Source organism: Zophobihabitans entericus (assembly GCF_011745665.1).
In the GTDB taxonomy this organism is placed as follows: Bacteria; Pseudomonadota; Gammaproteobacteria; order Enterobacterales; family Orbaceae; genus Zophobihabitans; species Zophobihabitans entericus.
Window position 1 is genome coordinate 2284220 of record NZ_CP050253.1, and the last position, 24004, is coordinate 2308223.

Sequence of the window (24004 nt, forward strand, 5' to 3'; positions counted from 1 at the left end):
ATAAGTTGTCTCTTCTTTTAATTAAATTAGACGAAGCCGCTATTATGCAAAGCTATTTTTGGAAATGCAATACACAAATAGACTAAAACAAAATAAAAAACCAGCTCATTAAGCTGGCTTTATTAATATAAATAAGGGGTATTTATTGAGATATTTTTGTTCTTTTAGAGGTGAAACAAAGAATATCAACAAAATAACCAAGTACTCCACCAACAAATGCCGGTACAATCCAGCCCACACCATCACTGTAAAGTGGTAAGTATTTATCAAATAATTGGTTGATCGCCGGGAACTCGATATTTGCGGCATTAAAACCATCAAAGATACTGATACATAACGTAAAGTACATCGCACCGATATAAACCAGCTTTTTACCACCAAACATTTTATGTGTAAAGGTCAGGATAATAAGCACAATCGTTAATGGATAAACAATACATAAAATAGGGACAGAGATAGAGATTAGCTGAGTAAGACCAACATTAGCAAACAAGGCACTAATAATTGAGAATAATACCGCATAAGCTCGGTAAGAAATTGATGGAATCAATTTTTGGAAGTAGTTAGAACAAGCCGTTGTTAGTCCGATACTAGTGGTTAAACACGCCATCAGAACAATAACACCTAAGACAGCATTACCACCAACACCAAAATACAGTGTAGAAACTTTTGATAAAACTTGTCCGCCATTTTCCTGAACACCAATAGCTGTCACTGATGTTGCACCAATATAAGCCAGTGACACATAAACAACCGCCAGTAAGAAACCAGCAATCAGACTGGCTTTAATACAGGCAGAAAGAATACTGCTGCGGCTTTTAATACCAATTTTCGCAATACTATAAATAACGATAATACCAAAGATGAAGGATGCTAAGGTATCCATGGTCAGGTAACCATTAGTAAATCCGGTAAAGAAAGCATTTTCCTGATAGGCTGGGGTCACTGCGGCAATAGGCTCACCCATTGGGGAGATAACCGTACTGATCACTAAAATTGCAATAAATAGTAGCATTAGGGGCGTTAAGAATTTACCGACAATATCCACAATACGGTTTGGATTGATTGAAAGTAAACAGCACAGTCCAAAATAGATCACAGTAAAAATCGGCAGGGCAATACTTGAGTATTCAGGATTAATAAAAGGGCGGATACCTATCTCATAAGATACGCTACCCGTTCTTGGCATCGCAAATAAAGGGCCGATCGAGAGATAAAGGCTGGTTGCAAATACAATACCAAAAATCACACCTGCACGTTGGGATACTTTCAAAAAGTCACTTTCACCGGAAAACCCTAAGGCAATAACACCAAGCAGGGGTAAAAATACACCGGTACAGACAAAGCCGAGGCTGGCTATCCAGACATATTCACCTGAGAGCTGTCCAAGCATGACAGGGAAGATTAAATTACCGGCTCCGAAGAATAATGCGAATAGCATTATCCCAATAAAAATAACATGAAGAGAAGATGATTTTGGCACTGTTATAAATTCCTAATTTAAATATTTCAGCGAAATTCTACCATCTATACAGAAAAATGTAGTTTTTTCTTATTAAAATTTTGCGAAAATTGTGAACAAGACATAGAATAGATTGCCTCTAAGCTGAGATATACTGGTAATAATCACATGATCTTTAATTATAAAAATATTGTTATCTCGTTTGTTTTATTATTTTTTGTTAGTTTTAAGGGATGGGCAGATTCTTCAACAGCACCGTTAACCGGAAGAATTGTTAAAGTTATTGATGGTGACACGGTTATTTTGTTAGTCGATAAAGAACAGATTAAAATTCGCTTGCTGGACATTGATGCACCAGAAAGAGGGCAAGCCTATTCACAAAAATCTCGCTTGAATTTAGCTCAATTAGTGTTAGATAAAGAGATTTCTGTCACTGTGAGTGGAAAAGACGTTTACGATCGTGTACTGGGTACCATTTTTGCTAACGGTATTAATGTGAATGCCGAACAGGTTAAACAAGGTTATGCCTGGGCATATCAGTATAAAGGTGTTGTCAATAATCCTGAATATAAACGTTTTGAAGAACAAGCGAAAGAGCAGGGACTGGGACTTTGGCAAGGTAATAAGCCAACACCACCCTGGGTATGGCGTCAGAATCACTAAGATGTCTGTCACTTTACCTGCGAACGGATTTACTTTTCAGCGTTTTTTTGTCGCTCATGACAAAAGCCCGATGAAAATCACCACTGACAGTGCCTTACTTGGGGCATGGGTTCCTGTTGAACCTGTGCCTGCTCGCGTTTTAGATATTGGTACCGGCTGCGGCGTCATTGCTCTTATGCTGGCTCAACGACTTGAGCATACAGTGACTCAAATTGCCGGTATTGATATTGATGAACAGGCCACTGAGCAGTGCCGGGAAAATAGCCAGAGTTCACCATTTCAATTAATAAATGTGATTTGTGGTTCTGTGATCGATTATGCAGAGCAGGTTTCATCACATTACGATTTAATCGTAAGTAATCCTCCCTATTTTGCCACCGCGGTTGAATGTCGTACAGAACAGAGGCAGAACGCTCGTTATACTGACAGTTTAAATCACGCTCAGTTATTGCTGGCAGCATATAAACTGTCTACATCTGACGGGAGATTCTGTTTAGTTTTACCGTGGTTAATTACCGATGAGTTTATTCAACTAGCTCAGAATATGGGCTGGTACTTAGCTGAACTTGTTAAAGTAAAATATTCCGAAAATAAAGACTACTCGTTAGCGTTACTGATGTTAACTAAGCAGCAACAAACAAAAAAAGAGTCTGAACTGTGTATGAGACATAATGACAGTTCTTACACTATGGAATTTGCTGATTTAATGCAGGACTTTTATCTAAGATTTAAATCAGAATAGTATTTTTATTTATTCGTTATTAGTATTTATTGATTGATAAAAATTACTGTAACAGATAAACGCTTCCATCGATTTGTAGTATGATAAAGACATGTTGTTATTTAGGACTAAGAACATGAATACACTTATTGATCATCCTACTGTCAAAATGCATTTAGCCAGTTATCCTGTTACGTTATTAACCATCGATAAACGACAAACCATTCTTACCTCTGAACCAGAAGGGCTCACTTTAATTCTAAAAGCAGGGTATGAATTAACGGCAGAGACCTGCTTTAAACACAATCCTCCAACACCTTATGAAATAGAACACGCAATTACGCTGGTTGAAGACGAGATTATGCTTATCGCAAAACAATTGCCAGCCAGTACTCAGCTGATTACCTCAGATAAGATCATCCATGATATTGCACTGCTTTCAGATGTTCACCAGTCAGAAGTGATGGTACTGAGCATTGAGGCACTGGAAAGAACCTTTAACCGGTTTGCTGATATTGTTTCTGGCCGCCCGGCAACACAGGAAAATTTACCAGCAGAACATGAGTTTGCTACGTCACTGTTGATTTTGCGTGAGCTAATGCATCATTTACGATTTGAGCAGATTACCATTATTAATTAAAAATACTGTGAATTGATGATAAGAAGACATTTCAGGAGATACCATGGATCTACAGCTTAAAAATAAAGTAGCCTTAGTGACCGGAGCAAGTACCGGGATTGGTTTTAGTATTTGTCAGGAACTGGCAGATAATGGTGTGCACCTAATCATGGTAGCCAGAACTAAAAAGACGCTGACTGATGCAGCCAATCAGCTATCTGAGCAATATGGTATTAAAACATTAGCTATTGCAGGTGATGTGACTGATATCAATTTCCCGACACAGGTTGTCTCTCAGGCTAAACACGTTTTTGAGAGCATTGATTTATTGGTTAACAATGCTGGCAAAGCTCATGCCGGGAATTTATTTTCTGCTTCAGAAGAAGACTGGGAAAGTATGACCGCCACAAAACTGTCAGCTATGCGTCGCTTTTGCTGCGCGGTGATTCCTGAAATGCAAAAACAGGGCTGGGGGCGTATTGTGAATATCTCCTCTATTGGTGGGCTCTATCCTAATCCGCAGTTAACGGTCTCTCATGTCTTAAGTGCTGCTATTAATAATCTGACACGTAGTTTAGCGCTGGATATTGCACCGAGTGGGATTTTAGTCAACGCTATTGGTGTTGGCGCGGTCACAACAGAGAACTGGGCCAACAATATGCTGCCAAATGTCCGGGCCAGACGTCCGGAGATTGCAGGTAAGAGCGATGAAGAGATTATGGCAATCCTTGGAAAGGAAAAAACACCGGTTGGTCGATTTGGTAAACCGGAGGATATTGCAGCTATCGCAGCGTTTTTACTGTCTAATCGTAATCAATTTGTAACAGGCCAGACGATTGAAGCATCGGGTGGGGCTGATCGATTCATGTAGTTTTGTCTGGTGTTAGCTATAAGTAGGTGAGTAGCGGGGAGCACGCCCCGCTGGCGTGGTTTTTTTCGGGTATTGTATGATTGAGGACGAACTGCGTTGCCATGAGTAACCGCTTTTTTGTGTTTGTTATTAGCATGGGGTTTGGGGCGGACTGCACCGCCCGTGCGCAATGTTTTTGGTGATATTGCTTGTTCCGTGGGCTTGATGCCTGACCATACCATAGAGGCGCCCGCTCGGGGACTCGCTAAGACCTCTAAAGTATGGTTTCCATCAATCAAGGCTCTGGTGATGTCTCAAAATAGTTTCTCAATATCAAGAAACCACTATCTAAAAGAATCTGAATAAAAAATTTCTTAAATTCTTAAATTCTTAAATTCTTAAATTCTTAAATTCTTAAAAGTATTAGTTTTATCTGTCTTGAGTGTCAAGTGAATATAAGGTGTTATTTCTTTTTTAGCTACATCTCAGATGCTGTGATTGATGGAGAGCGTACCTCATAGGTCTTAGCGAGTCCTCGAGCGGGTGCCTATGGGGTGCGGTAGGCCATCAAGTTCACGGAGCTGGCAACCACACCAAAAAAGATCACGCTAGCGGGGCGTGCTCCCCGCCGATCGCCATGTTAATACAAACACAGAACAAAAGATATTGCGCACGGGCGGCATAGTCTGCCCCATAAAATTCTTACACCTTATTATCCGCAATCAACGCCTCAATCACATCATCCCCGACGTGTCTGAAATCCTGTCCCTTAATGAAATAGAAAATAAACTCACAAATATTTTGGCAACGTGAACTGATTCTTAAAATAGAACGAGTACAGTTCAACACGCTGATAATATTTGGAATAGAGCGCGGATTTTCCATCATAAAGGTCATCAACTGGCGAATCATCGCCTCATAGTTTTGACCAATACGCTTATCTTCTTTATAAACGCGAATCGCTTCATTCAGATCCATTCTAGTGAAGGCATCAAGCACATCATGCAGCATCTGAACCACATGATTACCCATGGTATCCAGACCCGCTAAAATTGATTTATGTTCCTCTGGAAAGTTTTGGAGTGCTACCTGGCAAATATCTTTAGCTGAGTCACCAATTCTTTCCAGTTCAGCAATGGTCTTAATAATAACAATAATTAGACGCAAATCACTGGCCGTTGGCTGGCGCTTAGCAATAATTCTGACGCAGGCCTCATCAATCTTAACTTCCATTTGATTGACTTCCTGATCACTGGCCAGTACCTTATTGGCTAACTCCTGATCATGGTTAGAAACCGTACTGATAGCATTTGCCAGCTGGCTCTCTACCAATCCGCCCATCACCATAACTTGTGTTCGAATATGTGCTAATTCTGCATCAAATTGACCCGAAATATGTTTACCTAAATAGTTCATTTCATTCGCCTCAATAAAAAAATGTCATCAATACGTTCCAAACATATCCGAAAATCAACCATAACGACCGGTGATATAGTCTTCTGTCTGTTTCTTTTTAGGGGTGGTAAAGATAGAATCGGTATCACCAAATTCAATCAATTCACCTAAATACATAAACGCAGTGTAATCCGAACAACGCGCTGCCTGCTGCATGTTATGAGTTACTATCAGTACCGTATATTCAGATTTTAGTTCACTTATCAGTTCTTCAATACGACCTGTTGAGATAGGATCCAGTGCAGAGCAAGGCTCATCCAGCAGTAACACTTCAGGACGAATAGCAATACCACGAGCAATACACAGACGTTGCTGCTGACCCCCAGATAAGCTATAGCCACTTTGATTAAGCTTATCTTTCACTTCATCCCACAGCGCAGCTTTCGTTAATGCCCATTCAACACGTTCGTCCATCTCTGCCCGTGACAGCTTTTCAAATAAGCGAATCCCAAAGGCAATATTCTCATAGATTGACATCGGGAAAGGAGTCGGTTTCTGGAATACCATACCTACTTGCGCACGCAGTAATGACACATCCTGACTACTGGTTAAAATATCATTATCATTTAATAAAATCTCTCCGGTAGCATGCTGCTCAGGGTAAAGCTGATACATCTTATTAAAGGTGCGTAGTAGTGTCGATTTACCACAGCCGGAAGGGCCGATAAATGCCGTAACACTATTTTCTTTAATATCAATAGAGATATTTTTTAATGCATGAAACTTATCATAATAAAAATTAAGATTATTGACTTTAATTTTTGTTTCATTTGACATCATAATTGTCCTTAACGCTGCACGAATTCATTATCGCTTTTTCTGACTGAACAGAATACGAGCCATAATATTCAGGAATAATACAAACAAAGTAATCAGTAATACACCAGCCCACGCTAGTTGCTGCCATTCAATAAATGGACTCATCGCAAATTTAAAAATAGTCACTGGCAGGTTGGCAATTGGGTTATTCAGGTCCGTACTCCAGAACTGATTGGATAGGGCGGTAAAGAGTAACGGCGCTGTTTCACCGGCAATACGTGCAATCGCCAGTAAGATCCCGGTGACGATCCCCGACACTGATGCTTTTAACGTAATCTTTAAAATCACTTTCCAGCGCGGAGCACCTAAAGCATACGCTGCTTCACGCAGTGTATTTGGCACCAGCAGTAACATATTCTCAGTGGTTCGAATAATAATAGGTAGCTGAATCAGCGTTAAGGCGATAATTCCGGCCCAGCCAGAGAAGTGCCCCATACGTGTTACAACTAACATATAAACGAATAAGCCAACAATAATAGACGGTGCTGAAAGTAAAATATCATTGATAAAACGAATACACTCGGCAAGTACTGATTTTTTACCATACTCAGCTAAATAGATACCCGCTAAAATTCCAAGCGGTGTCCCAAAAACAGTTGCCCAGATAATGAGTAAGAAGCTACCGGCAATAGCATTCGCTAAACCACCGCCTTCAGTATTAGGCGGAGGCGTCATTTCTGTAAAAATTGACCATGACAGGCTATCAAATCCTTTTGTGAAGGTTGAATATAAGATCCAGATTAGCCAGAACAGACCAAATGCCATAGTAAAAAGCGATAGAGAAATGGCTATTTTGTTTTTAATCTTTCGCCAAATCTGTAAGCGTCTGATTTGTGATGCTTTATCAGAAGATCGATGTTGTGATGTTAAGTTCATTATCGACCCTCCTTCTTATTTAGTCTTAAAATAAGCAGTTTAGATAGAGCCAGAACAATAAATGTGATAGCAAATAGAATGAGTCCCAGTTCCATTAGTGCCGCGGTATGTAGTCCAGGTTCAGCTTCTGCAAATTCATTAGCAAGAGCGGAAGTAATACTGTTACCTGGCATAAAGAGTGACAAACTGTCTAACTGGTAAGTATTACCGATGATAAAGGTAACCGCCATCGTTTCACCCAAGGCGCGACCAAGACCAAGCATAATACCACCAATAACACCATTACGTGTGTAAGGTAGAACGACGTGACGAATACATTCCCATGTTGTACAACCTACACCATAAGCTGCTTCTTTCATAAGCACTGGCGTTTGTTCAAACACGTCACGCATAACAGAGGCGATATAAGGAATAATCATAATTGCCAGAATAATTCCGGCTGCAAGAATACCGATCCCAAAGGCTGGACCAGTAAAAAAGATATTTAAAATAGGGACACTGGCAAGGACCTCTGACACCGGCATTTGAAAGTAAACAGCAAACAGGGGCGCAAAGACAAACAGTCCCCACATCCCATAAACAATACTTGGAATAGCGGCTAAAAGCTCAATGGCAATACCAAGCGGACGTCGTAACCAGTTAGGGGATAGCTCAGTCAGGAACAGGGCGATCCCAAAGCTTACCGGGACAGCAATCACCAGAGCAATAATAGAGGTAACCAGTGTTCCATAGATGGGAACTAAGGCCCCAAATTCTTGCGCAGGCACGTCCCATTCTTTATGCCAGATGAATGAGAAACCATATTCTCTGATACTTGGCCATGAAGAAATGATAAGAGAGATAATAATCCCACTGAGTAGCAGGAGTACCAAAATCCCTGAGCATTTGACCAGAGTATCAAAAACAATATCTCCCCATTTACCCGGAGAGCGCTGTTTGTGTGACTTTATTTTTATCATATTAATATCGATATATTAAATGGTTAAAAGAACAGGTGGTGTGAGCCACCTGTTAGTCATGTTTTTTTATTGAGATAGTTTACTGTTATAAATTGTATTGCCATTACTATCTTTAATTTCGGTTGCCCATGCTGCTTTAATTTTACTTACTACAGCATCAGGCAGAGTTGCATAATCCAGCTCTGTCGCTTGTTTTGCACCATTGGCATACGTCCAGTCAAAGAATTTTAACACTTCAGCGGCCTTAGCTGCATCTTTATGAGTTTTATGAACCAGAATAAAAGTTGCTGAAGTAATTGGCCATGCATTATCACCAGCCTGATTAGTTAAGTCCTGAGCAAATGATTCATCCCATTTTGCTTTATCAGCTGCTGCGCTAAAGTTATCTTCTGATGGCAGAATCGCTTTACCATCGGCAGTGTAGAGTTTGGTGTAAGCTAAGTTATTTTGTTTTGCATAAGCATATTCAACATAACCAATTGAGCCCGGCAGACGCTGAATAAACGCCGCGACACCATCGTTACCTTTACCACCAATACCGGTTGGCCATTTAACGGTTGAGCCAGCGCCAACACTGTCTTTCCATTGCTCATTTACTTTATTTAAGTAACTGGTAAATACAAAGCTGGTACCAGAACCATCAGCACGACGCACAACATTAATCGTTTGATTTGGTAACGTTAAATCAGGATTGAGTTTAGCAATCGCCGGATCATTCCATTTAGTAATTTTGCCTAAGTAGATGTCGCCCAGTGTTTTACCATCCAAAACCATTTGCCCGGATTTTACATTAGGGATATTCACGGCAATTACGATACCACCGATAACGGTTGGGAATTGGAATAGATCGTCCTGAGCGAGTTGTGCATCAGAAAGTGGCGCATCGCTGGCACCAAAATCGACGGTATAAGCATTAATTTGTTTAACACCACCAGAAGAACCAATTGACTGGTAATTCACTTTATTACCGGTTTCTTTAAAGTAACTGTCTGCCCATTTTGCATAAACCGGAGCAGGGAAGGAAGCACCAGCACCAGTCAGGTTTACATTAGCTTGCGCTGATGCGCTAAAAACAAGTGCCGCTGAGGTGAATGCAGATATTAGTAATTTACGTTTCATATAGACTCCAATAATGTTATGTCCAACATAATAACTACCCAACGTGCCCATCATAGTAAAAAGTTATGACAGAAATATGACAGTCATCCTAAAATTTAATTAATGATGTAACGTGTCGGTAACGTAAAGGCAAAGCGGCTTCCTTTTCCCATTTCACTGGTTATTTCTAATTTAGTATTTGAATGATTAATTAGTGCATGTTTGACAATCGCCAGACCCAAACCAGAACCGCCTGCTTTATTGGTTCTGGCAGCATCAACCTGATAAAAACGCTCGGTCAAACGAGCCAGGTGGCGAGCCTCAATCCCGGGACCCGTATCTGTCACACTAAAATAAGCACCTGAAGTCGCGCGTTTCCAGTCAACGGTGATTTGTGTTCCTTCCGGATTATGTTTTACTGCGTTATAAATAAGATTACTGACGGCGCTATAAAGTTGTTCTTTATGTCCTTCAATCAAGAGCTTTTCATCAATATTAAAAATAAAGTGATATGAGGTATTAATCTGGCAGATATCATTTTGAATTTGCAGTAAAATTTCTGGCATATTCACTTTTTGTAGTTGCTCTTTAATTGGTGCGCTCTCAATTTGACTCAGCATTAATATCTGGCTAATCAGTAGTTCCATACGGGAGACCTGTCCCTGCATAATATTGAGGACTTCATCCTGTTTCTCAGACTTCACCAGACCTTCACTAAACATATCAAGGTAACCTTTCAGCACTGTAATGGGTGTACGGAGTTCATGGCTGGCATTCGTGAAAAAGTCATGGCGCAGTTTTTCTGCCAGATAGAGCTGATCGACATCACGCACTACAATTACCCATTGACCCTGACTATAGGGCAGAATTCGAAACTCAATATAACCACGCCCAAAGAGCAGGGTAAAAGGCTTAGAGAAATCTTTACTACGCATATAGTGAGCAAACTCAGGCTGACGAATCAGGTTGATAATATTTTGTCCTTTATCATCAGGCCAGCGAATATTTAGTTGAAACTGAGCCAGCTGATTACACCAGTCAATACGCCCATCTGCAGCGGTGATAATAATACTATCAGGCAAAGATTCCACACCATACCGAAAACGTTTAATCACTTCAGCCAGTTCATTTTGTCTTTGGCGGTGACGTTTTTGTCTGCGATGTAAACCATAAAAAATAATATCCCAGCTGCCATAACTACTGGGTGGATATAAACTATTTTGTCCCCAAAGCCAGCCAGAAAGTCTGATTTGGTTATAAAAATGCCAGCAAAGTAGCAGAAATAAAAAGATCAATAGAGTCGTAATTGGATAACCGATGATCAGTCCAAGAATCAGCGCTATTGTAATCACAATAGTGAGTTCGATTAAAATACGTTGCCAGCATAATTGTTTTAACAAAACAATCTCCAATTACTTATGAATAGAATGTTGATGAGCAGAAAAGCGGTAGCCCGCACCGCGCACTGTTTGTAACATTTTTTCATGCCCGCTGATTTCCAGTTGTTTACGTAATCGTCCAATATGCACATCAATAGTACGATCGTCGATATAAACATCTTGCCCCCAAATGTGATCAATTAGTTGATCACGACTAAATACCCGCTCTGGTTTAGTCATAAAAAAGGTCAGTAATTTAAATTCTGTTGGTCCCAGTTTTAATTCAGTATCGCCAGATGTTACACGATGAGAGTCCGGGTCAAGCACCAGACCATTAAGTTCGATAATATTAGACGAGTTTTCCGGATAGGTTCGACGAATCACAGCATGAATCCGCGCGATTAATTCTTTATTAGAAAAAGGCTTAGAGATGTAATCATCCGCGCCGACATTAAGGCCGGTAATACGATCATTTTCCATCTGTTTTGCGGTCAGCATAATGATTGGAATACTGGCCAAATCGGTATGTTGCTTAATATATTTAATGATTTGAATACCTGAACCGCCGGGTAGCATCCAGTCCAGTAATACCAGATGATAAGTCGCACTTTGCAGCTGGGTCAAAGCGCGCTTATAATCATCGGCTTCAATAACGGTAAAATCGTGTTGTTCCAGCAACAACTTCAACATCGACCTTACCGCTATATCATCTTCTATAACTAAAATAGTCTTTGTCATAACTTATCATCATGTATAAGAAAAACATTGCGACAATTATGCGATACTTTTATGACAGTTTTATGAAAATTGACAATAATCTTACAATTTCACTTAACTATTCATTTGTTCTCATAATTTAGATAGGTAAAACGCTTAATCTATTAATCTGCAAGTGGTTCTATGCTGATAATTTCATCTTTATTGATACTATTTGGATGACCCGTTTCTAAAATCTCGAATTGATAGAATCCGGTATCTTCATCAAACTTAGGTGAATCTGCGGTACGAATAACAGTACCATCTTTCATGGTAATTTGTGATGGGGTAGCACAGCCACCTAAAAGGGCAATACTTCCTGTAATAACTAAAGTGGCCAGTAATTTACTCTTCATATTATATCTCCTTTATAATATGTCGCTAATTTTTAAGTCATCAGCAACAGTAACTAAACTTATTACTATGTTATTCTTTAACTACAGCACTTTCAGTGTAGATCTTCCAATTTACTTTGACAATCTTATTACGAGAATTATTTAGCTTTGATCTTTTTTTGATAAAGAAGATGAATAATCGGGAATGGCTGACCAGAGCTGTCCAGTTCTGAGCGTCCGATAAATTCAAATCCCTTCTTTAAATAGAAGAAATGAGCAGCCGGATTTTCTTCATTAACATCAACTAAAATAGAACCTTTAATCCGTCTTTTTGCCCAGGTAATGAGTGAACTGCCAATACGTTGCCCATGAAAATTCGGATCAACAAACAGCATTTCAATTTTGTGATTTGAATCTTCCTGAGAGAATCCGATAAAACCTTTAATAATTCCATTGTCTTCATAAACCCAGACATCAAGCTGAGGAAGATAAATATCTCTTACTTGATCATAATAGAAATCGATATCTTGTTGAGTCAAAAAGAAATGAGTCGCTTTAACTGCTTCATACCAAATATTTACCAGTGTTGAAGCATCATCAGACCGAAAAGGGCGAACAGCCATGTAAAATCTCTTTAAATGAAGTTTAATTAGAAGAATTATAACACTTCAAAAGAAAATAAGAAAAAACTAGACTGTTTATCTGATGGAGACAATAATATCAATGTTACAACATTAACCATATAAAAATTGTGTCTTTAATATTATCCATATGAAGGAATGTTATGAAAAAGTTAATTTGTTCTATATTACTTATTTTACTGGCTCAAACTTCTCAGGCCAGAACGAATGATGAAATCATGAAATCGGGTATGCTTTTTATTGGTGTCCCGGGTGATTACGCACCACTGGCTTTTTTTAATGAAAATGGCCGTTTAACAGGTTTTGATGTTGATATGGCTAAAAATTTAGCTAAAACAATGAAGCTAACGCCAGTATTTGTATTAAGCAGTTGGCCAACACTTTCAGCCGATTTAGCTGCAGATAATTTTGATATCGCGATGGGTGGCGTCACTTATACAAATGGCCGTGCACAGCAGTTTCTACTGTCAGAGTCAGTGGTGCCTAATGGTAAAATTGCCTTAGCCAGCTGCCAGTCAGCACCAAAACTCACTGATATTGATGCTATTAATCAGGAAGATGTGCGTGTTGTGGTTAATCCGGGTGGTACTAATGAATCATTTGTAAATGGTAATATCCATACAGCACAAATTATTCGTGTAAAAGATAACTTTGATAATATTCAGGCTCTGCGTGACAAAACGGCTGATATGATGGTCACTGACCTGATTGAAGGCATGTACTACGAGCATAACGAACCGGGTGTATTATGTATGGCAACCACCAAGCCATTCGCCGGTACTGAAAGCTATAAAGTCTATATGCTAAAGAAAGAGAATCCTGAGTTATTACAAACGATTAATAACTGGTTGAATGAAGTGAATAAAGATGAGCTACTAGAGAAATGGGGCATCAAAGCTCATTAATCTGTTAGTACTTTAAGTCTTTAGGTGCTTAAAAAAAGATATCCAAATATAAGAATCCCATTTAATATGGGATTTTTTACAAGCTTTTACACCATTTTACAAAAACGGACAAAGTTCAGACAACTTTTTAGATCAGGTTAATCATAATACATACGGATTATCTAACAAGGACTATAATCATGAAAATAAAAACTCTGTTATCTGTATGTTGTTTGACGTTAACGGCTTTAGTTAACCCTGCTCAGGCAAAAACACAAATTACCGTTCGCTCTGAATTATCTTCTCCTATTATCTCTACTACTCAGCAAGATTCTAACTATTTAAAAATTTCTTTAACTGGAGCAAAAGGGGAAACAGAGCAACGCAGCCCGATTAATCTGGCTCTGGTGATTGACCGTTCAAGCTCTATGAGTGGTGATCGTATTGTACAAGCCAGAAATGCCGCTATTTTGGCGATTAATTTACTGGATAAGCAAGACACGATTTCAGTTGTAGCTTATGACACCAATGCTGAAGTGTTAATTCCGGCGACACCTGTCGTGAATAAAGAAGCATTAATTAAAATCATTAACGATAAAGTACACCCACAAGGAATGACGGCGCTATTTGCTGGTTTAAGTCGTGGAATTAATCAGTTAGATAAGTATTTAAATAAAGAACAGGTTAATCGTGTGATTTTACTTTCTGACGGGCAGGCAAATATTGGTCCAACGGCTTTAAATGATTTTGCTGAGCTTTCAACTATTGCCGCTAAACAAGGTATTTCAATTACAACGATTGGTATTGGTGCTGGTTATAATGAAAGACTAATGGCAGGTATTGCAGGTTATAGTGATGGTAATCATGTATTTATTAATGATGCATCAGACCTGGAAAAAGCATTTGTAAAAGAGTTTGATGAAGTAATGTCAGTTGTGGCACAGGAAGTCACTATCACTATTAAGGTAGATGAAAATGTTAAACCTGTTCGTTTACTGGGCCGTGAAGGGGTAATCAGAGGTAATACAGTTACCATTACCATGAATCAACTCTATGCCAATCAGGAAAAGTACGCGTTACTTGAAGTGATTCCTGCAACGGGTAATGCTAATGATAAGAAACCACTAGCTTCTGTTACGGTAAGTTATGACAACATGGCAACAAGACAATCAGAAAGCCAAACTGAAACAGTGATGATTGAGTACTCAAGTTCTGAACAAAAGGTCAAAGAAGCGGTGATTGAAACAGTTTTGGTTGATTCTGAAATTCAAAAAATGGCGCTGGAAAATGAACGTGCGCTTGAATTATATAATCAAGGGCAAGTTGCAGAAGCAAAAGCAGTGATGAATAACAGTACAGAGAAATTACGTATTATTTCAAGTACCTTACAGTCAGCTCCGGCGGTGACTCGTGCAATGGACAGAGTGGAAGCGAATGCGATTTTTGCAGACGAGATGGAAACTAAAGATCAAAGCATCTTTATGAAAGAGATGACTGAATCTCAGTATGAGTTAAAACAAAATACCAATAAATAGTTATTTTTAATTTCAATTTCTTTTAGGTTAGTTTTTATTATTGGCTTGGGTTTTAGGACTTAGGCCAATATTTTTTGTCTTGTGTTTGTTATTAGCAGGGTGGTTTAGCGGGGAGCACGCCCCGCTGGAGTGATTTTTTTATTGGTGTCTGCCATAAGCATGGGATTAGGGCGGACTGCGCCGCCCATGCGCAATCGCTTTTGTTCAGTGATTAATGGAGAGCGTACCTCATAGGTCTTAGCGAGTCCTCGAGCGGGTGCCTGTGGGGTGCGGTAGGCCATCAAACCCACGGAACCGGCAACCACACCCAAAGAAACATCTCCGGGGGATGTCTCCCCCGCAAACACCACACTAATACAAGCACAGAACCAACCTGATTGCGCCAGGGCGGCGCAGTCCGCTCTAAACCCAATGCTAATAACGCGCATCCGGGGCGTGCTCCCCGAAATAACCCTTAATAAAAAACGCGACAATTTGTCGCGTTTTCAATGACCTAAAAAGAGTCTAACTTATAGTTCTTTAACCAACTGAATAATCGTATTCAAATCTGAATAGACTGTATTTTTGGCCTCTTCAAGCGCTAAATTTGATAACTTACTGCGCGTTAATAACTCACCACTCGTTGAGTTACGATAATTAGTTGGCACATCACCCTCATATTTATATTCGGTTTGTTTTGAACTACGTGTGACAGTATTTGAATTACTGTATGAGATCGCACCGTAAGCTCGAACAGTAGTTTTGACAGTATACTGATTTTGAGATTCGGTAATTCGTTGATTAAAATAATACGTTTTATAGACGTTTTGCTTATATTGTGAACCATCAGGGTTAGTTAATGTCATCACTTTCTCAACCACATTTTCACTCATCGCATTAACACTAGTACGTGGTGGTGTTTGCTTGTAGCTTTCTGTAGCATCAGCTTTTACAATCACATCAGCAGCGGCGGAAGAATCCACAAATTTCACATAAGTGGCTACAAGTTTAGTACGCACCAGTGTGGTGTAATAAGATGATTCAACAAAGATTTTAACAATCCCTTTATCAGCATATTGTTTTTGCAGAGTAGTGGCATCCAGATATTGCCCGTAAGGTTTATAAATATCGATTGCTTGCTTATACAAATCGGCGACTTCTCGATATTGTTTATGGGTTCTGGCGGTTTTAGCTAAAGCCTGAGCCTGTTGATAGAAACCTTTGGCCTCTGCTGTACGATACTTACGATCATATTCAACATACAACGTCTGGCTATCTTTATACTTTCCTAAAGGTTTATAGACATCACTGGCTTTTTTGAATTGTTCTGAGGCTTCTTTATAACTACCGTCTTTAGCAAATTGCTGTCCTAAAGTATAAAACTCGCTGGCTGCAAGCTCCATATATTTCTTATTACTAGCGTTATAAAGCGTTTCAATATCTTTATATTTATACTGCTCAAGGCCTGATTTATATATACTGGCTTGCTGATAATACTCTTTAGAGGTTTGTGGTTTCAGAGATTTACCATATAAATAATATTCTTCAGCAATCAATTGACGCAACTGAAGGACTTCATATTTATTATTGAAGAAATAAACCTGCTGGCTATAAAATTTACTACCTATGCGGTTTTTCATGGTGAGAAGTGCTTTATAATCATCGATACGTCTGGCGTAATCAGTACGATCAGCAGCTAAAAGATCATTCTCATAATGAGACATGGCACCCTGAATGATTGTCTGGAAACGAATAATATCATCACCAGTTAGCTTACTTTGTCCGGTTTCTTCCATATATTGCGCAATCAGCTCAACACTTTCAAGATAACGTCCTTCTTTAAAGGCATCTTCAGCAGTACGTGCCATAGAGCAACTTGACAATAAAAGAATAAACAGAGAAGCAATGAATAAACGCATAACTTATAACCTTTTATTTATAATAATTGAAGTGATTATACTGATATTTCACAGTTAAGTCAGAGAATAAAATAATATTTTTGTCAGATTTTTTTATCCTGCTTCATCTATGTGTAGTAAATAATGTTTTTACAACTTTTTACAAATAAATACGGTTTGAGTACACTTAACACCAAATAGTTTGTTAATCTCTTTTCCGAATGTCTAAATAGGGTGACAAGGTACATCATGAAAATCAGTAAGCGTATCTTATTTTTTATTATCGTTATTGCTGCACTTGTGGCATTTATCCTCTATTTAGGTATTCAGACGATTAAACACGAAGCCTTATTACGTCAATATCAAAGTCAAAACTTTGCCAAGAGTCGTATTGAAAACATCTCTTTATCTGTTGAGGGTGTGCTGAAAGAAAAAGCCAGCCATTTTGATGTTATTGCTGAATATCTTTATCAAAATAAACTGAAACCAGAACAAGTTTTACCCAAAGAAGTTGAACTAAAAAATATTTTTATTATTAAAGATAATCAGATTACTTATCCTGAATATTCACAAAATTATACTGCGAGCAGTAAAGAACAGCGCTGGTTACAGATGATTGAGCCTATTGCGCAAGATCCCTCGATCCTCTGGAGTCACTATATGGACTCAGAACAATCTGACCCAAAAGCGGGGTGGGTCATGAGTTATGACAATAATGAGGCATTACTACTCTATTGGGCCAAAAAAGAAGAGACCATTATTGGTTTTCAGGTCTCTTATATTAAATTTTTGCTGGATACGATTAAGGTTTTAGATAATCAGTCAACCACAGAATCATTTGTCATCAAAGATAATGATAAGATTCTGTTTGAGAGCTTAAATAATGAGCTGGTTATCAATAATAAACCCGTTCTGACAGAAGCGTTAAAATACCCGTTACAAACCTGGCAGGTGAGCTACTATGCTCAGTCAGAAAGCTTTATGACGCTTTATTTAATTGGTGGTGGATTTATTCTGCTTGTGATTCTGATAGTTTGTGCTTTAGCACTTTATGCTTACCGCGAATATACCAGAACACTTAGACAAGCTCGTCAGCAGGTTAATTTTGTGGGTCAGGTTTCTCATGAGTTTAAGACACCGCTGACAAATATCACGCTATATTCAGAAATGCTAAAAGAGTACTTACAAGATGAGCCTAATCCGGTACCTGAATATCTTGATGTGATAAGTAAGGAGAGCCAGCGCCTGACTCGTTTAGTACAAAATGTGTTAAGTTTTACTAAATCACCAAAAACCTATTTTAAATCACATAACATTAATCAGTTGATAGAGAAAATTTATCAGACTTTCCAGCCCATTCTAGCGGCTAAATCAACTCAACTGAATTTTTCACCATTGACAGATAACCAGCAAGAGGTGATGACGGATGATGATAAAGTGATTCAAATTATCAGTAATTTCTTAAGTAATGCGGAAAAATATGCAGCAGGAAAACCTGTTGATCTCTCAATTACTAAAATAAATGATAATCAGGTCAAGATTACTGTACGTGATTATGGTGCTGGTATTCCGGGTTTTGCTTTAAAATCGATTTTTAAACCGTTTTATCGGGTGCATTCTGCTCAGACAGAAGGGGTTTCCGGAACGGGAATAGGGCTCACCATTGCTAAACAATTGGCTGATAATCTGCAAGGTACAATCATTGCTGAGAATAAGCAGCCCGGAATGGCATTCTCTTTAATTTTACCGACATCTTTATCACTCCAAGAGACTAAATAGATGAAAATTTTAATTGCTGAAGATGATAATAATATTCGCCGTGGCCTTGTTGATGTACTGTCACAGGAAGGTTACGACATTATTGAAGCCGCGAATGGCAAAATCGCTTTAGAGCTTTATCAAAAGACTCAACCTGATTTTGTTATTTTAGATATTATGATGCCTGAGCTGGACGGTTATAGTGTCTGTAAAGCAATTCGTAAGCAAGATGACCTTATTCCTATTGTCTTTTTATCGGCCAAGGATGAGGAGATTGACCGCGTAGTTGGGCTTGAACTTGGTGCTGATGATTATATTAATAAACCTTTTGGTATTCATGAACTACGAGCCAGAGTTAAAACAATTGCAAGGCGTTGTCTGCATAATAAACCTGCTATTAATATGTCAGAATCTTTTGCTTTTGGTGATCTGACAATTTATCCCAATGAGTTAAAAGCAGAGCGAACAGGGCAAACTATCGAGCTTTCCCTACGGGAAGTGAAGATTATTGAATGTCTGGCTAAAAACAAGAATCAGGTCGTTACCCGGGATATGTTGTTTGATTACGCATGGGGATATGATCATATGCCAAATAGCCGAACGCTGGATCAGCATATTTCTAAACTACGTAAATTGATTGAAGTGGATCCGTTAAATCCGGTGCTGATTCGTACTGTACATGGAGCTGGTTATCGTTATTAGCTGGGGATGAGCAGGGAGCACGCCCCGCGAGCGTGTTTTAGTTTGTTGTTTGTTATTAGCATGGGGTTGGGGCGGACTACGCCGCCCATGCGCAATCACTTTTGTTCTGTGCTTATATTAGCTTGATGTGTGCGGGGGAGACATCCCCCGGGTATGTTTTTAGGGTGTGGTTGCCGGTTCCGTGAGACTTGATGGCCTAGCGCACCCCATAGGCACCCGCTCGAGGACTCGCTAAGACCTATGAGGTACGCTCTCCATCAATCAATACTTCCCAGTCGCTAATTGCTAACAAAACAGAAAATATTGCGCGCAGGCGGCGCAGTCCGTCCTAAACTCACACTAATGACAGACACCAATAAAAAGATCACGCCAGCGGGGCGTGCTCCCCGCTCATCACCATGCTCATAACAACGCAAATCCTTGAACTTAAAAAGCGCGACTATGTCGCGCAACAAAAATACCCTTTGTCTCATTTTTGTGACAAGTTTTATTTAGTAAAATATCCGTTAAATAATTTATTCAATAAAATCAATTAATTATAAACTTAACTTTATTAAAAAAGATAAAATTTGTCTCAAAAATAATACTTTAACCTTTTCATTTATTTAGATATTTTTTCTTTTTTTAGTGTTGACCTGAAAAATAATCTCTTTAGAATAGCCCCTCGAGTCTATTTCTTATGTCGTTTAGGGAAATTGTTTTATGGGAAATATTTTTGTTACTCGATACTCAGAACGAAGCTCACCTATTCATTTTTCCTTCCTCCTTTTGGAGGATTTTTTTTGCCCAAAATTTGCCTTAATCATCAGAGAGAGAAGCCATGACAAATCGTGAACTGCTATTAAATACCCGTGATCAGAGTCTAAAATCATTCTTAATGAATAGTATTAAAGCAAGTGGTGGCTGGGTTAACTCCCATATGCATGCTGATCGGGCTTTTACTATTACCAGAGATAGTTTTGATATCTACCAAAAACAAACCTTAATGGAAAAGTGGGATACCGTTGATCGCTTAAAACGCTCTATGAGTCAGGATGATTACTACCGCCATATCAGCATGGCAATAGAACGAATGATAGAGCAGGGAGTCACTGCGGCAGGTTCATTTATCGACGTTGACCCGGTATGTGAAGAGCGCGCTATTCGGGCGGCTTTAAAAGTGAAAGAAACCTATAAAAGTGATATTACTTTTAAACTTGTGAATCAAACGCTAAAAGGTGTTATTGATAAAGAAGCTCGCTACTGGTTTGATAAAGGGGCTGACTTAGTTGATATTATTGGTGGTCTGCCACGTCGTGATGAACGTGATTATGGCAAAGGTGCAGAACATCTGGATATTCTGCTCACAACCGCTAAATCTCAGGGCAAGATGGCTCACGTACATGTTGATCAATTTAACTCTCAGGAAGAGCGTGAAACAGAGCAACTCACCGATAAAACCCTTGAACATGGTATGCATGGGCGAGTAGTAGCAATTCATAGTATCTCAATTACGGCTCATGATATTGAATATCGTCAAAATCTATATAAGAAAATGAAAGAAGCACAAATGATGGTTATTGCTTGTCCTTTTGCCTGGATTGATAGCCCGCGTCGTGAAGATCATGGTCCAACCCGTAATTCACTGACTCCGGTTGATGAGCTTTCTCAAGCTGGAATCCCGGTCGCTATCGGTACAGACAATATCGGTGATTATATGCTGCCATTTTCTGATGGGGATATGTGGGAAGAGCTAAAATTACTTGTTACAGGCTGTCGTTATACCGACTTAGATAATATTGTTAAAGTCGCCACAACTAATGGACGAAAAGTTCTGGGATTATAAATAACCTGATAAGTAAAACTTTATGGAAGACCAATTTATACAACAATATTTATCACTCTTTGAGATTCATTGAGATATAATCTTAAGAGTAAGAAACAGGAATAGAAATATATGACACCCTTTTATAATCCCACTTTAAGTTATGAAGAGAATTACCAGCAAGGTCCTTTTGGCCTTTTTGCGAGCGCTGATAAACCTGTTATTCCGGTAACTAAACCAACCTCATTTTTAGGTTATCAGGTGAATACGCCATTTGGTATTCCGGCAGGGCCATTACTCAATGCTAATTTTGCGCGAGCTGCCTTTGCGTATGGTTATGATATCTGTGTGTATAAAACCGTTCGTACTGTGGAACATAAAAGTCATCCGTTACCTAATGTTTTAGCTATTCACCCGGAAGGTAAGTTAAGTGCCCAGTTAGATACTGTTTTGGCTGATAATCATTATAGTCAGCCACTCTCAATTACTAACTCTTTTGGGGTTCCGTCATATAAACCAGAGATCTGGCAAGCGGATATGGCAAGGGCAGTACAGGCAACCGGAAAAGGTCAGATACTGATTGGTAGTTTTCAGGGGACACAAGGGCTTGGTTCAATTGAAGATGATTATGCACTTGCTGCTCGTCTTGTGGCGGAAACTAAAGCTCATGCACTGGAAGCCAATATGAGTTGTCCAAATGAAGGTGCTCATCATTTACTGTGTTTTGATTTTGATAAAGTTGAACGTATCGTCCATGCAATGAAAAATGCAGTACCTGATTTACCACTTCTCATTAAACTGGCTTACTTTTCTGATGAACAGTCACTGACTAATTTACTGAAAAAAATTGGGCATTTAGTTGATGGTTTTAGTACAATCAATACCTTGTCCGCGCGTCCGGTTAATGCTCAGGGGCAACCGGCGTTGTCAGCTAATCGTCCGGAAGGGGGCGTATGTGGTGATGCCATTCGCTGGGCTGGACTTGATATGGTACAGCGTTTAGCGTCTTTACGCGCTAGAATGGAATTAAAATTTGCTATTGTTGGTGTGGGTGGTGTTAATCAGCCGCAACATTTTAAGCAATATTTATCAGCGGGTGCTGATGCGGTAATGAGTGCAACTGGTGCTATGTGGCATCCAAATCTGGCTTTAGAGATCAAACAGAATTATCCAACAGGAGCTTTATAATGAGTCAATTAAATATTGTAGCTATTTTTACGGTTAAACCTGAATATGACAAAGAATTTCGTGTTGAGTTTAAAAAGATTGTTGAGGCGAGTCGTAAAGAAGCAGGGTGTGTGAGATATGATCTCAATCAGGATACTAAAAATCCATTAGTTTACGTATTTACTGAAAGCTGGGCATCTCAGCAAGCGATTGATGAACATAATGTGACCGAGCATTTCAAACACTTCAAAGCGTTTATTGATGGTAAATTAGAAGGCCGTCAGTTACATATTTTAAAACAACTTTTCTAAAGTATTACGCGACATAGTCGAGCTTTTTTTAACTTCTAAGATCTGTGCTGTTATAAGGGCGGACTGCGCCGCCCGGGCGCAATACTTTCTATTATGTTAGCAATTAGCGACTGGGAAGTATTGATTGATGGAGAGCGTACCTCATAGGTCTTAGCGAGCCCTCGAGCGGGTGCCTATGGGGTGTGCGGTAGGCCATCAAGTCTCACTGAGTCAGCAACCACACCAAAGAAGATCACGCCAGCGGGGCGTGCTCCCCGCCTAGCACCATGCTAATACAAACACAGAACAAAATATATTGCATGTGGGCGGCGATGTCCGCCCCAAACCCTGCTAATAACAACACAAAACCAAAAATCTACTTAGTCGCAATAAACACAGCTCGTTTAGGCGCCGGATATCCTTCAATCGTTTTGCTTGCATCATTTGGATCTAAAAAGTCCGATAAAGAATCAGACGTCATCCACTCAGTTTTGCGTTGCTCATTCGTTGTTGTAACCGAAACATCGACCACTTTAATGTCTTTAAAGCCACACTTAGTCAGCCAGTTTTTCATCGCTTCAATAGAAGGAATAAAATAGACATTACGCATCTGGGCATAACGTTCGCCGGGTACCAATACATCATTAATATCACCATCAATAATTAATGTTTCAAGCACCAGTTCACCACCCGATACCAGCTGATCTTTCAGTTGAATAAGATGATCAAGTGGCGAACGTCTGTGATATAACACACCCATTGAAAAAACGGTATCAAAAGCAGCCAGAGCAGGGAGCTGCTCAATACCAAGTGGTAAGAAATGTGCTCGGGTATCACCACCAAGTAACTGACGAATAGCTTCAAACTGACATAAATAGAGTGACATAGGATCAATACCGACAGCCAGTTTTGCTCCGGCTCCAACCATACGCCACAAGTGATAGCCACTATTACAGCCCACATCTAAAATTGTTCGCCCGTCCAGCGGTTGAATATGAGGAATAACCCGATCCCATTTCCAGTCAGAACGCCACTCAGTATCAACATGAAGTCCGTATAAGTGAAAAGGGCCTTTACGCCATGGACTTAACCCTTGTAACACATGAGTCAGGCGTTTTAATTCACCATCAGTTAATGGTTGGGTACTATTTACTGTAACACTATGTGTGAGATCAATATTGTCAGGCGAAACAACCGGCAGATTATCCAGACTTTTTAACCATTGACTGTAGCGATGATCATTATTCTGTGCTTGCCACTGTGCCAGTTGAGCTGGCAGCACTTCAAGCCAGTGACCCAGTTTACCTGTCGCTATTTGTTGATAAAAAGGAGAAAAATCAAACATAGTATTCCT

At 39.4% G+C, this 24004-nt stretch carries 23 protein-coding genes; 11 read left to right on the forward strand and 12 right to left on the reverse strand.

Annotation, left to right across the window (positions count from 1 at the left end; genetic code table 11):
- Nucleotides 1-142: 142 nt before the first annotated feature.
- Nucleotides 143-1441, reverse strand: coding sequence for a branched-chain amino acid transport system II carrier protein (gene brnQ, locus IPMB12_RS10375; RefSeq protein ID WP_166917781.1), 1299 nt, complete (start codon nt 1439-1441; stop codon nt 143-145).
- 189 nt (nt 1442-1630) lie between these two features.
- Between brnQ and IPMB12_RS10380 the strand changes: the two genes are divergently transcribed.
- The 4 genes from IPMB12_RS10380 (at nt 1631) to IPMB12_RS10395 (ending at nt 4336) form a co-directional block, all read left to right on the forward strand.
- Nucleotides 1631-2125, forward strand: coding sequence for a thermonuclease family protein (locus IPMB12_RS10380; RefSeq protein WP_166917350.1), 495 nt, complete (start codon nt 1631-1633; stop codon nt 2123-2125).
- A gap of 1 nt (nt 2126) precedes the next feature.
- The gene (locus tag IPMB12_RS10385; protein WP_166917351.1) at nt 2127-2867 is read left to right on the forward strand and encodes a tRNA1(Val) (adenine(37)-N6)-methyltransferase; all 741 of its coding nucleotides are present in this window, start codon (nt 2127-2129) and stop codon (nt 2865-2867) included.
- A 115-nt stretch (nt 2868-2982) separates the two neighbouring features.
- Nucleotides 2983-3486, forward strand: a complete 504-nt coding sequence (locus IPMB12_RS10390; protein WP_166917352.1) for a hypothetical protein — start codon at nt 2983-2985, stop codon at nt 3484-3486.
- 43 nt (nt 3487-3529) lie between these two features.
- The gene (locus IPMB12_RS10395) at nt 3530-4336 is read left to right on the forward strand and encodes an SDR family NAD(P)-dependent oxidoreductase (protein ID WP_166917353.1); all 807 of its coding nucleotides are present in this window, start codon (nt 3530-3532) and stop codon (nt 4334-4336) included.
- Between the two features lie 681 nt (nt 4337-5017).
- Here the strand turns inward: IPMB12_RS10395 and phoU are convergent.
- The 9 genes from phoU to IPMB12_RS10440 form a co-directional block, all read right to left on the reverse strand.
- Nucleotides 5018-5731, reverse strand: a complete 714-nt coding sequence (phoU, locus tag IPMB12_RS10400; protein WP_166917354.1) for a phosphate signaling complex protein PhoU — start codon at nt 5729-5731, stop codon at nt 5018-5020.
- A gap of 54 nt (nt 5732-5785) precedes the next feature.
- On the reverse strand, nt 5786-6550 hold the full coding sequence (pstB, locus tag IPMB12_RS10405; RefSeq protein WP_166917355.1) for a phosphate ABC transporter ATP-binding protein PstB: 765 nt from the start codon (nt 6548-6550) through the stop codon (nt 5786-5788).
- 27 nt (nt 6551-6577) lie between these two features.
- Nucleotides 6578-7465, reverse strand: coding sequence for a phosphate ABC transporter permease PstA (pstA, locus tag IPMB12_RS10410; RefSeq protein ID WP_166917356.1), 888 nt, complete (start codon nt 7463-7465; stop codon nt 6578-6580).
- Entirely contained in the window at nt 7465-8424 is a 960-nt protein-coding gene (gene pstC, locus IPMB12_RS10415; protein WP_166917357.1) for a phosphate ABC transporter permease PstC, read from the reverse strand. Before pstC ends, pstA begins: the two co-directional genes overlap by 1 nt.
- A gap of 66 nt (nt 8425-8490) precedes the next feature.
- Entirely contained in the window at nt 8491-9543 is a 1053-nt protein-coding gene (gene pstS / locus IPMB12_RS10420; protein ID WP_166917358.1) for a phosphate ABC transporter substrate-binding protein PstS, read from the reverse strand.
- Between the two features lie 95 nt (nt 9544-9638).
- Nucleotides 9639-10922, reverse strand: a complete 1284-nt coding sequence (gene phoR / locus IPMB12_RS10425; protein ID WP_166917359.1) for a phosphate regulon sensor histidine kinase PhoR — start codon at nt 10920-10922, stop codon at nt 9639-9641.
- A gap of 12 nt (nt 10923-10934) precedes the next feature.
- Entirely contained in the window at nt 10935-11639 is a 705-nt protein-coding gene (gene phoB, locus IPMB12_RS10430; RefSeq protein WP_166917360.1) for a phosphate regulon transcriptional regulator PhoB, read from the reverse strand.
- Between the two features lie 143 nt (nt 11640-11782).
- Nucleotides 11783-12013, reverse strand: coding sequence for a YgdI/YgdR family lipoprotein (locus IPMB12_RS10435; RefSeq protein ID WP_166917361.1), 231 nt, complete (start codon nt 12011-12013; stop codon nt 11783-11785).
- A gap of 137 nt (nt 12014-12150) precedes the next feature.
- On the reverse strand, nt 12151-12615 hold the full coding sequence (locus IPMB12_RS10440) for a GNAT family N-acetyltransferase (RefSeq protein WP_166917362.1): 465 nt from the start codon (nt 12613-12615) through the stop codon (nt 12151-12153).
- Nucleotides 12616-12776: 161 nt separating this feature from the next.
- On the opposite strand from IPMB12_RS10440, the gene IPMB12_RS10445 reads away from it, so the two are divergent.
- The gene (locus IPMB12_RS10445; protein WP_166917363.1) at nt 12777-13538 is read left to right on the forward strand and encodes a transporter substrate-binding domain-containing protein; all 762 of its coding nucleotides are present in this window, start codon (nt 12777-12779) and stop codon (nt 13536-13538) included.
- Between the two features lie 179 nt (nt 13539-13717).
- A complete protein-coding gene (locus IPMB12_RS10450; protein WP_166917364.1) occupies nt 13718-15052 on the forward strand; it encodes a vWA domain-containing protein in 1335 nt (444 codons plus the stop codon).
- 509 nt (nt 15053-15561) lie between these two features.
- Here the strand turns inward: IPMB12_RS10450 and IPMB12_RS10455 are convergent.
- Complete coding sequence (locus IPMB12_RS10455) at nt 15562-16950, reverse strand: hypothetical protein (protein WP_166917365.1); 1389 nt, start codon at nt 16948-16950, stop codon at nt 15562-15564.
- A gap of 228 nt (nt 16951-17178) precedes the next feature.
- Here IPMB12_RS10455 and IPMB12_RS10460 point away from each other — a divergent pair, with 228 nt between their 5' ends.
- The 5 genes from IPMB12_RS10460 (at nt 17179) to IPMB12_RS10480 (ending at nt 22671) form a co-directional block, all read left to right on the forward strand.
- A complete protein-coding gene (locus IPMB12_RS10460) occupies nt 17179-18708 on the forward strand; it encodes a sensor histidine kinase (RefSeq protein ID WP_166917366.1) in 1530 nt (509 codons plus the stop codon).
- Nucleotides 18709-19389: a response regulator transcription factor gene (locus IPMB12_RS10465; RefSeq protein WP_166917367.1), complete on the forward strand. Its 681-nt coding sequence runs from the start codon at nt 18709-18711 to the stop codon at nt 19387-19389.
- 820 nt (nt 19390-20209) lie between these two features.
- Nucleotides 20210-21214 carry an amidohydrolase family protein gene (locus IPMB12_RS10470; RefSeq protein ID WP_166917368.1) on the forward strand — a complete coding sequence of 335 codons (1005 nt, stop codon included), beginning with the start codon at nt 20210-20212 and terminating at the stop codon, nt 21212-21214.
- 111 nt (nt 21215-21325) lie between these two features.
- A complete protein-coding gene (locus IPMB12_RS10475; protein ID WP_166917369.1) occupies nt 21326-22381 on the forward strand; it encodes a tRNA-dihydrouridine synthase in 1056 nt (351 codons plus the stop codon).
- Nucleotides 22381-22671 carry a putative quinol monooxygenase gene (locus IPMB12_RS10480; RefSeq protein ID WP_166917370.1) on the forward strand — a complete coding sequence of 97 codons (291 nt, stop codon included), beginning with the start codon at nt 22381-22383 and terminating at the stop codon, nt 22669-22671. Before IPMB12_RS10475 ends, IPMB12_RS10480 begins: the two co-directional genes overlap by 1 nt.
- A 355-nt stretch (nt 22672-23026) precedes the next feature.
- On the opposite strand, the gene cmoB is transcribed toward IPMB12_RS10480, so the two are convergent.
- Nucleotides 23027-23995 (reverse strand): tRNA 5-methoxyuridine(34)/uridine 5-oxyacetic acid(34) synthase CmoB, encoded by a 969-nt coding sequence (gene cmoB / locus IPMB12_RS10485; protein WP_166917371.1) that lies wholly within the window; start codon nt 23993-23995, stop codon nt 23027-23029.
- Nucleotides 23996-24004: the final 9 nt, after the last annotated feature.

Bases quoted from the DNA above. Each gene is read 5' to 3' on its own strand.
- brnQ (WP_166917781.1), bottom strand. From the start codon at position 1,441: ATGCTATTCGCATTATTCTTCGGAGCCGGTAATTTAATCTTCCCTGTC.
- IPMB12_RS10380 (WP_166917350.1), top strand. From the start codon at position 1,631: ATGATCTTTAATTATAAAAATATTGTTATCTCGTTTGTTTTATTATTT.
- IPMB12_RS10385 (WP_166917351.1), top strand. From the start codon at position 2,127: ATGTCTGTCACTTTACCTGCGAACGGATTTACTTTTCAGCGTTTTTTT.
- IPMB12_RS10390 (WP_166917352.1), top strand. From the start codon at position 2,983: ATGAATACACTTATTGATCATCCTACTGTCAAAATGCATTTAGCCAGT.
- IPMB12_RS10395 (WP_166917353.1), top strand. From the start codon at position 3,530: ATGGATCTACAGCTTAAAAATAAAGTAGCCTTAGTGACCGGAGCAAGT.
- phoU (WP_166917354.1), bottom strand. From the start codon at position 5,731: ATGAACTATTTAGGTAAACATATTTCGGGTCAATTTGATGCAGAATTA.
- pstB (WP_166917355.1), bottom strand. From the start codon at position 6,550: ATGATGTCAAATGAAACAAAAATTAAAGTCAATAATCTTAATTTTTAT.
- pstA (WP_166917356.1), bottom strand. From the start codon at position 7,465: ATGAACTTAACATCACAACATCGATCTTCTGATAAAGCATCACAAATC.
- pstC (WP_166917357.1), bottom strand. From the start codon at position 8,424: ATGATAAAAATAAAGTCACACAAACAGCGCTCTCCGGGTAAATGGGGA.
- pstS (WP_166917358.1), bottom strand. From the start codon at position 9,543: ATGAAACGTAAATTACTAATATCTGCATTCACCTCAGCGGCACTTGTT.
- phoB (WP_166917360.1), bottom strand. From the start codon at position 11,639: ATGACAAAGACTATTTTAGTTATAGAAGATGATATAGCGGTAAGGTCG.
- IPMB12_RS10435 (WP_166917361.1), bottom strand. From the start codon at position 12,013: ATGAAGAGTAAATTACTGGCCACTTTAGTTATTACAGGAAGTATTGCC.
- IPMB12_RS10440 (WP_166917362.1), bottom strand. From the start codon at position 12,615: ATGGCTGTTCGCCCTTTTCGGTCTGATGATGCTTCAACACTGGTAAAT.
- IPMB12_RS10445 (WP_166917363.1), top strand. From the start codon at position 12,777: ATGAAAAAGTTAATTTGTTCTATATTACTTATTTTACTGGCTCAAACT.
- IPMB12_RS10450 (WP_166917364.1), top strand. From the start codon at position 13,718: ATGAAAATAAAAACTCTGTTATCTGTATGTTGTTTGACGTTAACGGCT.
- IPMB12_RS10455 (WP_166917365.1), bottom strand. From the start codon at position 16,950: ATGCGTTTATTCATTGCTTCTCTGTTTATTCTTTTATTGTCAAGTTGC.
- IPMB12_RS10460 (WP_166917366.1), top strand. From the start codon at position 17,179: ATGAAAATCAGTAAGCGTATCTTATTTTTTATTATCGTTATTGCTGCA.
- IPMB12_RS10465 (WP_166917367.1), top strand. From the start codon at position 18,709: ATGAAAATTTTAATTGCTGAAGATGATAATAATATTCGCCGTGGCCTT.
- IPMB12_RS10470 (WP_166917368.1), top strand. From the start codon at position 20,210: ATGACAAATCGTGAACTGCTATTAAATACCCGTGATCAGAGTCTAAAA.
- IPMB12_RS10475 (WP_166917369.1), top strand. From the start codon at position 21,326: ATGACACCCTTTTATAATCCCACTTTAAGTTATGAAGAGAATTACCAG.
- IPMB12_RS10480 (WP_166917370.1), top strand. From the start codon at position 22,381: ATGAGTCAATTAAATATTGTAGCTATTTTTACGGTTAAACCTGAATAT.
- cmoB (WP_166917371.1), bottom strand. From the start codon at position 23,995: ATGTTTGATTTTTCTCCTTTTTATCAACAAATAGCGACAGGTAAACTG.